13 protein-coding genes, 1 other RNA gene and 1 pseudogene are annotated in these 14,701 nt (G+C 58.0%); 5 read left to right on the top strand and 10 right to left on the bottom strand.

Annotated features, from left to right (window positions below; all coding sequences use genetic code 11):
* Nucleotides 1-106 precede the first annotated feature (106 nt).
* From ACTG20_RS11480 to ACTG20_RS11455, 6 genes are all read right to left on the bottom strand, one after another.
* Nucleotides 107-1,108, bottom strand: coding sequence for a glycosyltransferase family 4 protein (locus ACTG20_RS11480; RefSeq protein WP_194496153.1), 1,002 nt, complete (start codon nucleotides 1,106-1,108; stop codon nucleotides 107-109).
* 80 nt (nucleotides 1,109-1,188) lie between these two features.
* On the bottom strand, nucleotides 1,189-2,679 hold the full coding sequence (locus ACTG20_RS11475; RefSeq protein ID WP_194496152.1) for a SpoIIE family protein phosphatase: 1,491 nt from the start codon (nucleotides 2,677-2,679) through the stop codon (nucleotides 1,189-1,191).
* Nucleotides 2,680-2,702: 23 nt separating this feature from the next.
* A complete protein-coding gene (locus ACTG20_RS11470; protein WP_439987653.1) occupies nucleotides 2,703-3,266 on the bottom strand; it encodes a capsular biosynthesis protein in 564 nt (187 codons plus the stop codon).
* A gap of 105 nt (nucleotides 3,267-3,371) precedes the next feature.
* Entirely contained in the window at nucleotides 3,372-5,477 is a 2,106-nt protein-coding gene (locus tag ACTG20_RS11465) for an SLBB domain-containing protein (RefSeq protein ID WP_005360128.1), read from the bottom strand.
* A gap of 18 nt (nucleotides 5,478-5,495) precedes the next feature.
* The gene (locus ACTG20_RS11460) at nucleotides 5,496-5,912 is read right to left on the bottom strand and encodes a hypothetical protein (protein ID WP_139442702.1); all 417 of its coding nucleotides are present in this window, start codon (nucleotides 5,910-5,912) and stop codon (nucleotides 5,496-5,498) included.
* Nucleotides 5,913-5,973: 61 nt separating this feature from the next.
* Nucleotides 5,974-6,258, bottom strand: coding sequence for an STAS domain-containing protein (locus ACTG20_RS11455; protein WP_440008010.1), 285 nt, complete (start codon nucleotides 6,256-6,258; stop codon nucleotides 5,974-5,976).
* 338 nt (nucleotides 6,259-6,596) lie between these two features.
* Here ACTG20_RS11455 and ACTG20_RS11450 point away from each other — a divergent pair, with 338 nt between their 5' ends.
* Nucleotides 6,597-7,088, top strand: coding sequence for a molybdopterin-dependent oxidoreductase (locus ACTG20_RS11450; RefSeq protein ID WP_005351410.1), 492 nt, complete (start codon nucleotides 6,597-6,599; stop codon nucleotides 7,086-7,088).
* Between the two features lie 8 nt (nucleotides 7,089-7,096).
* Nucleotides 7,097-8,923: an ATP-binding protein gene (locus ACTG20_RS11445; protein ID WP_194496150.1), complete on the top strand. Its 1,827-nt coding sequence runs from the start codon at nucleotides 7,097-7,099 to the stop codon at nucleotides 8,921-8,923.
* A 214-nt stretch (nucleotides 8,924-9,137) separates the two neighbouring features.
* On the opposite strand, the gene ACTG20_RS11440 is transcribed toward ACTG20_RS11445, so the two are convergent.
* A complete protein-coding gene (locus ACTG20_RS11440; protein ID WP_021230264.1) occupies nucleotides 9,138-10,022 on the bottom strand; it encodes a LysR family transcriptional regulator in 885 nt (294 codons plus the stop codon).
* A 209-nt stretch (nucleotides 10,023-10,231) separates the two neighbouring features.
* Between ACTG20_RS11440 and ACTG20_RS11435 the strand changes: the two genes are divergently transcribed.
* The 3 genes and pseudogenes from ACTG20_RS11435 (at nucleotide 10,232) to ACTG20_RS11425 (ending at nucleotide 13,121) form a co-directional block, all read left to right on the top strand.
* Nucleotides 10,232-11,368, top strand: a complete 1,137-nt coding sequence (locus ACTG20_RS11435; protein WP_194496149.1) for an alpha/beta hydrolase — start codon at nucleotides 10,232-10,234, stop codon at nucleotides 11,366-11,368.
* 82 nt (nucleotides 11,369-11,450) lie between these two features.
* A pseudogene (locus tag ACTG20_RS11430) lies at nucleotides 11,451-11,900 on the top strand (cyclophilin-like fold protein).
* A gap of 96 nt (nucleotides 11,901-11,996) precedes the next feature.
* Entirely contained in the window at nucleotides 11,997-13,121 is a 1,125-nt protein-coding gene (locus tag ACTG20_RS11425) for an MFS transporter (protein WP_234915345.1), read from the top strand.
* A gap of 133 nt (nucleotides 13,122-13,254) precedes the next feature.
* Here the strand turns inward: ACTG20_RS11425 and ACTG20_RS11420 are convergent, their stop codons facing one another.
* The 3 genes from ACTG20_RS11420 to ACTG20_RS11410 form a co-directional block, all read right to left on the bottom strand.
* Complete coding sequence (locus ACTG20_RS11420) at nucleotides 13,255-13,536, bottom strand: hypothetical protein (RefSeq protein ID WP_234915344.1); 282 nt, start codon at nucleotides 13,534-13,536, stop codon at nucleotides 13,255-13,257.
* A gap of 84 nt (nucleotides 13,537-13,620) precedes the next feature.
* Nucleotides 13,621-13,717: signal recognition particle sRNA small type (gene ffs, locus ACTG20_RS11415), an RNA gene on the bottom strand.
* 102 nt (nucleotides 13,718-13,819) lie between these two features.
* Nucleotides 13,820-14,608 (bottom strand): sulfite exporter TauE/SafE family protein, encoded by a 789-nt coding sequence (locus tag ACTG20_RS11410; protein WP_005360120.1) that lies wholly within the window; start codon nucleotides 14,606-14,608, stop codon nucleotides 13,820-13,822.
* Nucleotides 14,609-14,701: the final 93 nt, after the last annotated feature.

The following is a 14,701-nucleotide window of genomic DNA, read 5'->3' as shown; positions in this document are numbered from 1 at the left end:
CGTTGCGTGATCACAGAAGCAATCCGCCCCCTGCAACCCCTAACACCGGCACATAAAAAAACGAGTAGCCAGCGGCTACTCGTTTTGGCAGTTTTCCCTTGGTGATTCAGGCGCCGTAGACGGCCAGAATATCGGTCACCCTGTTGTTGACGCTGTACCCGCGGGCGATGGTGTTGCGGGCCGCCTGACTCATTTTGCTGCGCACCACCCCATCGCTGCGCAGCCAGTAGTTGACCAGCTCCGCCATATCCCGCACATGGCCGGGCTCCACCAGCCAGCCATTGGATTTATGGTCGATCAGATTGACCAGGCCCCCCACTGCAAAGGTACAAACCGGTATGCCGTGGGCCATCGCCTCCAGGGCCACCAGCGGCAACCCTTCAAAGCGGGAAGTGATGCAGAGCAGGTCGATGTTGTGCCACTCATTGGCCATGTTCTGGAAACCATGAAGCTGGACGCGATCACCATACTGCTGCAACAAGGCACTTTTCATGGGGCCATCCCCGTAGAGATGAAACGCCCCGTCCGGGCAGAAGGCGGCCAGCTGGCAGAACGCCTCCGGCCCCTTTTCCGGCGAGAGGCGGCCGACAAAGGCGATCCGGTTGCCAGTTACCGATGCCGGCGTCGCAGGCATGGGGACAAAGTTGCTGATCACCGTGCTTGGCACAGGCAATTTGCGAGCGATGGGCTCGCTCACTGCAATACACTTCGCAAAACGCGCTGTGGTGCGATCCAGCCAGCTGTAAAACTTCAGCAACCCCTCCCCGTCATCCCCACTGTGAAAAGTCGAGACCACCGATTTACCGGTGAACCAGGCCGTCAGCCGCCCCAGCACCCCGGCCTTATAGCCGTGGGTATGGATCAGCACAGAAGCAGGCTGGCGGGCCAGACGGCGCATAAAGTCGCGGCTGTTTTGGCACACCTTGTAGGGCAAGCCCTGTTGTTTGAGCAGGGTCGTAAAGGGGGTCATACCGTGGTTGCTCACCAGCATTATGGTGGGGTGAAATCCTCTGGCCAGCAGATCGTTGGCCAAGTGGATAATGTGAACTTCTATTCCACCGACCTGACGCGCATCGATGGCCAGCCATATCTGCTGCATGGGTAACATAGGCACCTCCTCCCGTGGCTCCATGCCACCTGAAATGAGGCGCTGCATAGAGCGGGCCAGTCAGGCAAAGAGGGGCAGGATCAGGCGCCGGGACAGGCGACCAGCAGGAGGGTCATGTCATCGAGGGCGGCATCATTGATGCGCTCATCAAACCAGCGGGCAATGCGATGAGCCAGTTGCTCAAGACCGGGCCCAGAGGTCAGGCAGATCTCCTTGAGCTGCGCCTCCCAGCGCTGGCGCTCTGCGGCATCACGACTATCGAGCAGACCGTCGGTCCAGAACAGCAGGATCTCGCCGGGCTTGAGCTGACGCTCATTGGTCACGAAGTGGGGATCCGGGCGCAAACCGGGCAAGGGGCCGGTCACGCCGACCTGACGGATGGTGCCGGGCCCGACCAGCCAGGGCGCCGGGTGGCCCGCACTGGCCCACTGCACCCGTCCCTCGTTGCCGAGCTCAATACAGAGGGTGGTGAGCAGGGTAGCCCCAAGGAGCGGATCACTGTGAACAGCATTGGACAAGATGGTCAGCAAACGGGCGGGGGCGCGCTCCAGATCGTGCGCCGTCAGCAAACCGCGCAGATAACCGGCATAGGCATGGGCAAAAAACTTGGCTTCCGCATCGTGACCCATCACATCCCCGAGCCACAGCACCCGATCCTTGACCAGCAGAAAGTCCCCGCCCCCCACGGTGGCCGCGCGGGTTTGCAGCGCCAGCTGGTATCCCCCTATGGAGGTGGCGGGCAATAACGGGCGCAGCGCCGAGGTCATGCGCTGATCCAGCTGTTCGCCCCATTGCGACTTGAGCTGCTGCGAGCGTTGCAGCACCCGCGAAACCGCCAGCAACAGGTCCTGCTTGGTGATGGGTTTGACCAGAAAGTCATCGATCCCCAGCGCCCCCGCCCGACTCTGGGTCCACTGATCCTGATGACCGGTCAGGAAGATAAAGGGCACCCCCTTCATCTTGGGATCCTTCATCAACTGCTGGCGCAGCCCAAAGCCATCGATCCCCTCCATCTCGATATCGGAGAGCACCAGCGCGGGAGGCTGCTTCCCGAGCGCCAGCAGGGCGGCATGGGAGTCGGCATAGCTTTCAACCCGGTAGTGCTCATGGAGATAGGCGGTGAGCAGGGCACGCATCACCTTGTCATCATCGATCACCGCGATCACCGGCAGTTGGTTGACTGGGCCCTGCTGGCGAAGGGTCACGCGATTGCGCTCACCGTCGCGAGAGAAGTGCACCTCGGCAAACAGCTGGTGCACCAGCGCCAGCCCGTATCCCCCCTCCTGCAGCTCATCGGGTAACGGCGCACTGGCAAGACCGGGTTGCGGGCCGCCATCATCCTCCAGTATCAGACTCAAGCCCGTTTCATCCTCTTTCAGCGTGAGCCAGAGCCGGGTCGCGGGAGGCGCTGTGTGTTTGACGCTATTGGTGGCCAGCTCACTGAAACAGAGCAGCCAGTTGGCTTGATCCTTTGGGGAGACCTGAAACAGGGAGAGTCCCTGCGCCAGCCGGTTGCGCAGTTCGCGCACCGCCTGCAGGGTTGCCGGAGCAGATCGCAACCAGTCATCCATATCGGGCCTCCATCAGCGGGCGATCAGATCCGGAAATTGAGCAAGGCACTGCGCCGACACCAGCGCTTGAGCCATTCGGTCACCCGGTTACTGGGCAGCCGGTTGAGCTCGCGCAGGATCTCGCTGGCCAGCCCCGGGTTGAGCTTGTCGTTATAGACTGCGCCAATCAGATTGGCCTCGGCACGGGTCAGTTTATCCACCGCACTTTGTACCACGGTCGTCGGGGTCACCCCGGCCAATACCACCAGCAGCGCCCCTTCACAGGCTCCACACACCTGATCGGCCGGAATATTACCCCGATTGAGGGCAGTGAGCGGCGAGGTATCGAAGATCACCACATCGTAATGTTCCAGCCAGCGAACCAGCAATTGGCGCAAGGTATCCTTGTTGCGAAAGGCCATCAGATCCTTGCCCGGCGCCGGGAGCAGCGACAAGGAGCGACCAGTGGCCACCGGCTCGGGCACATCATTGGGCCCCCAGGCAACCGCCGTGACGCGGCCGGGATGATAGAGGTTGAGATCCACCAGCAGGGTGCGCAGCCCATCCGCCTCCGAGCGCCTTGCCAGCGCATCGCAGATGGAGCTCACCCCCTCCCCCCTTCCGACGAGGTGACCGCCAGCGAGCGGATCCCCCGGGCGACCGTCGCCGCATAGAGGGATTCGAGCTCCAGATATTGAATGGGGATGCTCATATCAAAGCGTTCCGACCAGGGCCACCACCGAAATCGTGGTCAAAATGTCGCGCATACCATCCATGAAGATGGCCCAGTTGCTGCTCTTGCTGTCAGGGATAAAGACGGTGTCCCCTGCGCGCAGCACCGGTAACTGGCTAAAGTCGGGCTCTTTGGCAAAGCCGTCGAGATCGAAGCTGCGGGCCTGATCCCCCTGACCACTGGTAGCCATGTTGATCACCACAATCTTCTTGATATAGGCGCTGCTGGTCGGGCCCCCCGCCTCTGCCAGCAGATCCAGCAGGGTCATGGAGGAGTCAAAGCGGTAGCGACCCGGGCGGGCTATCGCTCCCAGCACCCGAATGGTGTTCTCCTTCGGCTCATCGAGCCAGGGACGATTCTTCTCCGGCAGGTAGATGGAGTCGCCGGGCAGCACCTTGGGCAACAAGGTTTCATCGCCGGTTTCAAAGTAGAGAGCAAGGTCGAGCTTGCTGACCCGCGCAGTGCTGCCACTACGATGGGCGATGCGCACATTGCGCAGATCCGCCGCCGCAGTCGGACCATCGGCGGCCGACAGGATGTCGATAAAGCCCATCTGCTCATTGAAGGCATAGCGACCAGGGGCCCCGACCTGACCGAAGATATAGATGGAACTGTCCGGTGACTGGCGCACCCACTGGGACTTGTTGTCACTGGGATCGGTGGGCAGCTCGGGGATCATGATGGTGAATCCGGCCCGGATCTTCGGCAGGCTGGCCAGCGCCCCGCCCTGATGAAGGAACTTGTCGAGATCAAACAGGGTTGGCGTGGCCTGCCCCCCTTCGGCGGTCAGGATCTGCACCTTGGCGATATCGGCCCGCTCGTTGGGCCCTCCGGCGTGGGCGATCAGATCCAGTAGCGACATTTCGTCAGACCATTCATAGCGGCCCGGGATCCGCACCGCCCCCATCACCATCACCGCCCGCCCGGGTGCCACTTTCAACCAAGACTTCTCGTTGATATCGGTTTTTTCCGGCACAAAAATGGCATCACCGGGTTTAACTTGGGGCAGCGCCTTTTGCATCCCTTCGGTATAGGCCTGCAAGTCGATGGGCTCGATCGTGCCATCGGTGCGCAGCAAACGGATCTGGCGACTCTCGGCATAGCGGGTCGGGCCGCCGGCATTGGCCAGAATATCGAGGAAGGAGTCCCCTTCCCGCCCCTCATAGGCGCCGGGTTTGAACACCTCGCCCATGATGTAGATGGTGCGTGCTCCCCGTTTTATCTGCTCTTCATCCTTGGGCACGAAGATGGTGGCGCCCGGCGCCAGATTGGGCAGCAGCTTGTTGTTGCCGGAGTCGAGATAGGCTTTGAGATCGAACAGTTCAGGGGCATCACCATTGATCACCCGGATCCGCTCCACCCCGGCAAAACGGGTCACCCCACCGGCTCGCATCAGCAGATCCACGATGGAGTTGCCACTCTTGAAACTGAAGGCGCCGGGGCTGTTGACCTCGCCAAACACCTTGATCGCCTTGCCGGTATCGCCATCCCCGCCTGCCGCCAGGGTTGCCGCATCAAAATCAATCTGCACGTTGCCGATCAGCGGAGAGGCGGGTACGAACACCACATCGAGGGATTGCAATGGCGGCAACACGCTGGCATCGCCGGTATCGAGATAACGCTTGTAGTCGAAGCTAGAGACCGTGCTGCCACGCCGCACCTGCATATTGTTGAGCTGGGCACCGGGCACCAGACCGCCAGCGGCATCGAGGGCCATCTGCACGTTGCCATCGGGCGCCAGATCATAACTGCCGGGTTTCTTGACATAGCCCATCACGCTGATCAGCAGCCGCTTCTCCAGCAAGGTGACGGTCAATTGAGAGAGGTTGTTGTAAACAGGTTTGAGGGCGGTGCGGATCAGCTCATCCGCCTGTTGCAGGGTCTTCCCCCCCACCACGACGTTTCCAACTTCAGGCAGTGCAATTTCCCCCTGCTTGTTGATCTGGAAAGGCTGATCAAAAGCAGGCTCACCGGGTTGCACTATGGCCAACCGATCACCGGGAGCCAACAAGGTGGAGGCCAGTAACGGGCAGGTGAACAACAGCAAGAGAACACAGATCAATCCTTCGAGAGCGCCCCGTTTCATAGACATCCTTTTCGTCTGTTACGTCTGCCCCCATTGGCGTAAGGGGAGCCCTGACCAATCAGCACGACAGCCATCCGCTGTTGTCTGTTGCAGCCGCAAACGTACTTGTTGTAGTGATTGTGCCAACACGGTCTGACGCCAGGCTACATCCGACCAGAGCCGTCCGTGCATATCCCGTTCGATATCAATACGTTGAGATTGTAGTCGTTTCAACTCGGCAGGCATACACCCCTGCAGACTCGCTTGCTTTAATTCCGTCAGCTGCAAGTCGAGTTCCTTCTGACGCTCATCATAACGAGACCAGACCCGCCGTTCATCCTCATTGACCGGAATACGGGTGGGTCTTGCCTCTGCCATGCCGCCATACCCCTCCGGCGGCCACTGCGCACAACCCGACAGCAGAATGGACGAGAGCAGGATACCAACCCGTTTCATGATGCAGCGGCCATCATGCCACGGGAACGCATATAGGCCTTGATGCTCTCATGGCAGGGGATCACCCGGTCGATATGCAACATCTCCAGCAGGTCATGAGGTTGACCGGGTCCACAACAAGGGCCATCTGATGCCCGTTCATAATCAATCTTTTATAGAGAAATACCAAGGCTCCGATCCCCGATGAGTCGATAAAATGAACATCGCTGATATCGGCCAGGATATCTCCCGGGTGGGTCGAGAGGGTTTCAAACAACGGGCGGAGCTCACTGACGGCCATCGCGTCAAACTCGTTTTCCAGTACCACTACCTGGATATCATTAAGGGTGTAAGTCATGCTTTCCATCGCTAGCTCCTTGTCGATTCTCAGACTATTTGCTGTCACGGCATTCAGCACGTTGCAAATGTTATGCCGGACAGTGCCACGGCACTTGTTCTCCAAATGATACTCTTTGCGCCTTATTCGCCGACACCCACTCCTCGTTTTGATTGCCAAATTGCAATTAACCTCCCCCGAACGTTGCAAACTGCAATTCACCTGGGCCGAGATCGCCCGATAACAGGCTAAATGGCTGATAATTCAAGCCCATTAGACTGGGCCCGATTATTGCTTGCCTTTGTACACACTTCACAAGCCACCGTTGGCTCGGCCACCATGCCGCCATTTTCCAGGAAGGAGAGATCATGAAAGCAGGCCTTTACATCGCACCACTGCTGGCAGCCCTTTGCGGCACCGCATACGCAGCCCCCTCCCCTGACAGCGCCGTGTTGAAGGTTGAAGGCGCCATCAGCAGCCCCACTCATCAGGCTCTGGCCCTGTGGGACAGCGCCATGCTGGATCAACTGCCGGTACACGAAATCAAAACCCATACCCCCTGGTATGACGAAGCCAAGACTTTTCGCGGCCCGCTGCTGCAAGATGTATTGGCCAAGGTCGGGGCAACCGGCAAACAGCTAACCATTACCGCGCTCAATGACTACTCGGTACAGGTGCCGACAAGCGATGCCGAGCAGTATCGGGTCATCCTCGCCCGCACGATCAATGGCAAGCCACTGTCGGTGCGCGACAAAGGGCCGCTGTTCCTTGTCTATCCGTTTGATCAATATCCCGAACTGCAAAACAAGCTCTATTACGGTCGGGCTATCTGGCAGATCAGTGCGATAAAAGTGGAGTAGATCCCATCATGCGTTCCATGGCGGCCAGTCAACGTTTCTTGTTTGTGGTGCTTTGTGTGCTGCTCCTAGCCTTTGCCGGTATTGGTACCATTCAGTACCGGCAATTTCAGGATCTGCAGCGCAGTACCAGCCAGGGCGAAGACAACGTGATGTGGAACTATTTCCAGCTCTATAATGAAGCGCTGCGTTTTCAAAGCTCGCTGCTCCATGAGTCGCAACCGACCTTCCAGCTCAGATACGATATTCTGGTCAGCCGCATGGATCTGGTGTTGGAGAGCAAGGATCGCAGCCTGCTTCAGCAAACAGAGATCTACCAGCAGGCAAGCAAAGCCATTCGATCCTACATCTCTCTGGCGGATATCTGGCTCGGCCCGGAAGCCACCAAGCCGCTCGACAATCTTGCCCATCAGGAGCTGCGCCAACAGCTTGCCTCCCTACTCCCCCTGCTCCATCAGCTGACCCTGGAGGTGAACCAGCAGGCGACCCTGTTTGATGTGGCGCGTCGCGACAGCGTGAGGGAGCAGATCATCACGACGACACTCATCGCGACCCTGCAATTTGCGCTGCTCTTTGTGCTCGCCCTGCTGATCTGGCGGCAAATGAATATCTCGTTTCTGCAACACAAACTGATGCAGCAGCTCAATGACAAACTGCTGCGGGCAAATCAGGCAGCAGAGGCAGGCACAAGAGCCAAAAGCAGCTTTTTGGCCAACATGAGCCATGAAATTCGCACCCCCATGAATGGCATTCTCGGCATGCTCTCACTGCTGGCCGACCGGGATATGGATCCGAGGGAGCGAGACTATCTGGAGACGGCGCGGGAATCGGCAAATCATCTGCTCGGTCTGCTTAACGACATTCTGGATGTATCCAAGCTGGAAGAGGGCAAGATCGAGCTGCAACTGGCCCCCCATCACTTGCCCCAGCTGCTGGAGGATATCCGGGCCCTGATGCAGAGCAACTGCGATGCAAAAGGGATCACACTGACCCTGACTGTTGCCCCCGATACGCCGGAGTGGTTGATGATCGACCCGCTGAGGGTGCGCCAGATCCTCTTCAACCTGGTGAGCAATGCCATCAAGTTCACCCATCAGGGGGAAGTAAAGATCCATGTTGATAGCACCCTGTTGGAGCAGGATCGCCACTCGATACGCATCTCGATCCAGGACACAGGGATCGGCATGAGCAAAAGTCAGCTAAAGAACCTGTTTCAACGTTTCGCCCAAGCGGATGTCTCGATCACCCGCCAATATGGCGGATCGGGCCTGGGACTTGAAATATCCCGTAACCTCGCACGCCTGATGGGCGGCGATATCTCGGTAGAGAGCAGCGAGGGACATGGCAGTACCTTTACCTACATCTGGCCCGCCAGAGCCACGACCCCCTCGATTGTTTGCCTGCCGTCCAAACCGCTGGATCAGGAGAGTTATCGCATCTTGCTGGTTGATGACAATGCCACCAACCGCAAGGTGATCGGCGCCATGCTCGACTCCGTGGGCCATCAGGTCACACTGGCCGTTCAGGGAGAAGAGGCGCTGGAGAAACTGGGTCACACCGAATTTGATCTGGTGTTGATGGATGTCCAGATGCCAGTGATGGATGGCCTGGTGGCCACCACCCGGATCCGCACCTCCCAGATGCCTTGGGCAGATATCCCCATCATCGCCCTGACGGCGGATGCGATGCCGGAATCCAAGCAATACTATCTCTCCCATGGCATGAACGGGTATATCACCAAGCCCATCAATAAAGAGACGCTGCTAAGCGAGATAAACAGACATATTTCCCATGGTCGGCTCAAATACAACGCCACCCTGCGTGTCACCAAGCAATAACCCCCCCTGATTCCGGGCTACTGATTGCTCATGTGGGGCAACATTGACCTCTGCAGGCAACTGAATGGGCTTGGGTCTGGAACGCACACAGGCAAGCCGCTTCGCAACAGCTGCACGGGCCGTCGGCTTATCTCGGGTATGCAGAGATTTTTTGATCTGTACAGATCTAGTAATCCCCTCCCTACAACGTCCAGACCAGAGTGAATGACTATATTTATGTTTTTAATGCATCAATAACCACTCTTAATGCGGGTGAAACATTCCGGTGGGGATAATAGAGGTACAGACCAGCCAAACGGTGACTATAGGGTTTCAATACCTGGATTAAGATGCCGCGCTCAAGTTCATCGCTCACCAATTCCTCTGGCACATAGGCCAGTCCCAGCCCCATTTTGGCAGCAGCCGCCTCCATATAACTGTCAGAGAAGACCCACTGCCCCTGTGGTCGATGCTTAATCGCCTTCCCCTCTTGCCACAGTTCCCATTGATAGAGGCTGCCATCGGCAAATTGGTAAGCGATACAGGGGTGTCCCGCCAGATCGGCAGGCGCCTGGGGAAATCCGTATTGAAGAAAATGATCTGGTGTGGCTACCATCACCATCTCCAGATCGGGCGTAATGCGCACGGCCACCATCCCCTCATCCACCTCGTCACCCAGCCGCACGCCAGCATCAAAGCGCTCATCGATGATGTTCACGAAGCGGCTTTCACTGATGAGTTCCAGCCGAATATCGGGATAACGCTGTCTGAAGATGGTCAGCTTGGGAAGCAGCACCTTGTCGATGGCATGTTGGCTGGCGTTGATCCGTACCGTGCCTGAAGGGGTATCACGATAGTGGGCGAGCGTGGCCAGACCCGCATCAAGGGACTGAAAACAGCCCTGCGCCGTGCGGTACAACTGCTCACCCGCTTGGGTTAAGGAGAGGCTGCGGGTGGTGCGCATCAGAAGCTGCACCCCGAGCCGGGCCTCGAGATCCCGAATCGTTCGGCTGACCCCGGACTGGGCAAGCCCCAACCTGGCTGCGGCCTTGGTAAAACTCCCTTCCCGAGCGACCAGCATAAAGACGTGGAGATCGTTGTAATTCTCGCGGCCTGTCATTTTGTTCACCCCCTATGTTCCTGTCCGCCATGACCTGAGTCAGGTGCGCGTCAGACGTCTTAATTTAGAACAAATAAGCATTAAAGTTATCAAAAAACCGCCTCTAATCATCACTATTCGTTCTAACTAGACTGTGTGTCGTGGTTCACAAAACCAGCCCTCCACCACCAGGACCACGCATCAGAAATCCGATTTCGAGGAACTTTGCCATGAATGTTCTCCCCAAGAAACTGACAGCTATCGCGTCTACCCTGCTGCTGGGCGCCGCATTAACCGGAGTCTCTACATTGATTCATGCCCAAACAACCAACCCCACTGAACCTGTCTCCATGGTCACCCAATGGGACAAGACTTTCACCCAAAGCGACAAGGTCGATCATCGCAAGGTCACCTTCAAGAACCGTTACGGCATCACTCTGGTGGCTGACCTCTATCTGCCGAAAAACCGGGGAGACGCCAAGCTGGCGGCCATTGCTCTGAGCGGCCCATTTGGTGCCGTAAAAGAGCAGTCGAGCGGCCTCTATGCCCAGACCCTGGCTGAGCGTGGTTTTGTCACGCTGGCGTTTGACCCCTCTTACACCGGTGAGAGTGGCGGCCAGCCCCGTGATGTGGCCTCGCCAGACATCAACACCGAAGATTTCAGCGCCGCCGTCGATTTTCTCGGCCTGCAAAAAGAGGTCGACCGCAACCGTATCGGTCTACTGGGGATTTGCGGCTGGGGTGGCATGGCCCTCAATGCCGCCGCTGGCGACACCCGCATCAAGACGGTGGCAACCAGCGTGATGTATGACATGAGCCGGGCCATGGGGCATGGGGTGGGCGATGGCAAGGATCGATTTTCCACCGCCGATCGCCGCGCCGTGCTGGCATACCTGAATGAACAACGCTGGAAAGATGCGGAAAGTGGCACCTATGCCCATAGCAATCACGACCTCTATGTCGATGACAAGGGAAATGTCACCGCTGCCGCCCGTACCCTGCCAGAGGTTCTGCCGGAAAACCCGCACCCGGTACTCAAGGAGTTCTTCGATTACTACCGTGTACCGCGTGGTTTCCATGCCCGTTCTGTCAACTCCAACGGGGCCTGGACCACTACCATGCCGCTGTCATTCATGAATATGCCGCTGCTGAGCTATGCAAGCGAAATATCCATTCCCACCCTGATCGTGACCGGTGAGCAGGCTCACTCTCGTTACTTTGCCGAAGATGCCTTCAAGGCCGTTGGCAGCAAGCAAAAAGAGCTGGTCGTTGTGCCTGGCGCCAATCATGTCGACCTGTATGACAACCAGGCTGGCAAGATCCCGTTCGCCAAGTTCGAGCAGTTCTTCAAGACCAACATGAAGTAAGCGTCGAAAACGCGGCGGCCTCTTCGCCGCGTTTTCTCACTGGTTTCGACGCCACTATTCACGTCACATAGGGAGAAGCTCAATGATCAGAGGAGTGTTTGTTGGCGCGATGGCTCTGTTGCTGGGGGTGACCAGCACAGCAACCGCTACAAGTGCTAAGGCTCAGAACAAGGCAGATAGTATGAACATCAAGATGACGATAGCCAGCCAGATCATCACGGCCACCCTGGAAGATAGTCACAGCGCCCGGGACTTTTTTGCCATGCTCCCCCTGACACTGCCCCTCGAGGATTACGCCGACACCGAGAAGATTGCTTATCTGCCCCGGAAATTGACCACATAGGGCGCCCCAAAAGGCATTGACCCGAACGTGGGGGATCTCACCTATTACGCCCCGTGGGGCAATCTGGCGATCTTCTATCGGGACTTTGGCTATTCGACCGGACTGATTAAGTTAGGGCGCATTGAATCGGGTCTCTCCCACCTGACCACAACCTCGGCCGCCAGCATCACGATCGAAGCAATCGAATAAGCCCATATTTCACTTTCAGGTCATGCCATGAACGTAACATTGTTATCATCACATACATCCGCTGTCGTCAACGAACACTGGTCTGCGGTTGCTGCCATGTCCCTGTGTGTGGCACTGCTCATTGCCGCCGAGTTTATGCCGGTCAGCCTGCTGACGCCGATCGCCACCGATCTAGGTGCCAGCAATGGCATGGCCGGTCTTGCTATTGCCATCTCCGGCCTGTTTGCCGTCCCGACCAGTTTGCTGATCGCACCTCTATCTCACAGGCTGGACCGACGTCATGTGCTCATGGGGCTAGTCGTCATGATGCTGACCTCTTTAATCGTGATCGCCCTAAGCCCCAACTTTACCGTGCTGATGGTGGCACGCGCTCTGCTCGGGATCGTTATCGGCGGGTTTTGGGCGCTGGCAACCGCCACCATCATGCGGTTGGTCTCCAGCCAATCCGTCCCCAAAGCGTTGGGCATCCTGTATACCGGCAATGCGGTCGCGACCGCCTTTGCGGCCCCCATTGGCAGTTACTTGGGTGGACTGATCGGCTGGCGAGGCGTGTTCTGGCTGCTGGTACCGTTGGTAGTGATCAACCTGCTGTGGATGGTACTTTGCCTGCCTTCCATGCACCCCCAAGCACGCCCGCACAGCGCATTTCGCCTTATGCGCAGACCCAACGTCGCCATTGCCATCATGGGCGTGACGCTGACCTTTGCCGGCGCCTTCAGTGCTTTTACCTATTTTCGCCCCTTCCTGGAAACACGCACCCAGGTCGACCTGCCACAACTCTCGGCGCTGCTGCTGGCTTTGGGGCTAGCCGGTTTTGTCGGCACCACAGCGGTAAGCATGCTGCTGCACCGCCATCTCTACCGGATGCTGCGTTGGTTGCCGCTGGTGCTCGGCGTTATCACCCTGGCGCTGCTGACGGTGGCGCATCACTTCTGGGGGGTGGCCCTGATGCTGATCCTCTGGGGGACGCTCAACTCCGCCATTCCGGTCGCCTGGTCCGCCTGGATCACCCAGGGCATCGCCGACACGCCAGAGAGCGGCGGTGGTCTGATGGTCGCCGCCATTCAGCTATCCATCACATTGGGGGCCGCCGTGGGGGGCTGGTTGCTGGACTCTTTCTCTATCAGCGCCACCTTTATGGGCAGCGCCCTGTTACTGACCGCCGCCTCCATGGTGGTCGGCAATGGCAGCCGACTAAGGCCCGTCACGCTTGACCAGTAAGTTGACCCATCCGTTAGCAAATCCATTCGCCATCGCACAGTGCAATTTCACCCAGCGCCTTGATGAAGCAGCCGATGTAGTTCTTCTGGTTGCTGAGCTCTTTCGGTGCCCAGGAGAGGGCCTTCTCTTTTTGCTAGCGGTCACACGAGACCGACAACAGCGAAGCAAGCGGTTTGGCCGCCGGAACAGCAGGCTTGATATTCGGCTGAGGTTGAGGGTTATCTGGCTCGCTTGTGGGTTGCACAACTGGCTTAGCTTTAGAACGCACACAGGCAAGCCACTTCGCAACAGCTGCACGGGCCGTCGGTTTGTCTCGGGTATGCAGGGATTTTTTGATCTCTTTACGACGACCACAGGGGAGCGTGGTGACTTTCCGGTAATACCAGAGGCCGTGGGGACTGAGCCAGAGATTCATCGATGAGCTCCTCGTCGTCCACACAAAGTGGATGACCAAGGGCTTTAGGAAGCTAACTTATTGAATTGCAGAAAAAAGTGGTGGCCCTACCAGCCACATCCCGGCACTCGAGTCCCCCGCCTTGGCTGCTACCTTCCGGTCCTGACCAGGTCGACGGGTTATCAATGCGAGAGGACCAATAGGACCACCGGCGAGGAGAATAGGCAAACTGGGCGTTCAATGCAACGGCTTTCTACCCTCCAACAGATCGTTTGCCTTATTTTTCAACAATCTGCCGAATGAATCAGCTAAACAACATAAATTTCGCCCCTACCAGCAGCATCAGCAGGGCAAAGGCCTGCTTGAGGCGTGTGGGTGACAGGCGGTGTGCCAGCTTGGCGCCAATGCGGGCGAACTGGGTACTGGTCAGCACAATGCCCAGCAGGGCGGGCAGATAGATGTAGCCCACACTCCACTCGGGCAGATCGGCATGATCCCAACCCGCATAGAGGTAGCTGAGGCTCCCCGCCAGCGCGATGGGCATGCTGCAGGCTGCAGAGGCCGCTACCGCATTGCGCATTGGCACCGAGTTCCAGCTCAGATAAGGGACCGTGAGCGAGCCACCGCCAATACCAAACAGGGCTGACATCCAGCCAATGATGGTACCGGCAATGCCTGTGCCGAGCGGCCCCGGCATATGGCGCTCCGCTTTGGGTTTAAGGTTAAGCCCCATCTGTAGCGCCATGCTCCAGGCGAAACAACCGATGATGATATTGAGGGTGCTGGTGCTGAGCAGATTGGCGGTCATGCCGCCAAGCCAGCCCCCGATCAGCATGCCGGCGCCGAGTCGGCGGATCATCACCCAATCGACGGCGCCCGCCTCCCGGTGGGCCCGCAGCGAACTGAATCCGGTAAAGATCATGGTGGGCAACGAGGTGCCGAGGGCCAGATGGGTAATGATTTCAGGGTCGATGCCCTGGGCGCGAAAGGTCATGACCAGCACGGGGACAATGATAAGACCGCCGCCGATCCCGAACAGTCCCGCCAGCATACCGGCAAAGGCGCCCAGCAGGAGGTAACCCATAAACAGCATAAAAATTCCTGTGTTAAACAAAAACTGGCCAACACGGCCGAGCAACAGTGGATATCTGCATGAAAAAAAAGAGATGGCGCGAGGGCCATCTCT

The organism is Aeromonas sp. 84A, assembly GCF_051919345.1.
GTDB classification, from domain to species: Bacteria; Pseudomonadota; Gammaproteobacteria; order Enterobacterales; family Aeromonadaceae; genus Aeromonas; species Aeromonas veronii.
Note: the sequence above shows the minus strand (reverse complement) of the source record. Positions and strands in the feature narration are given on the sequence as shown.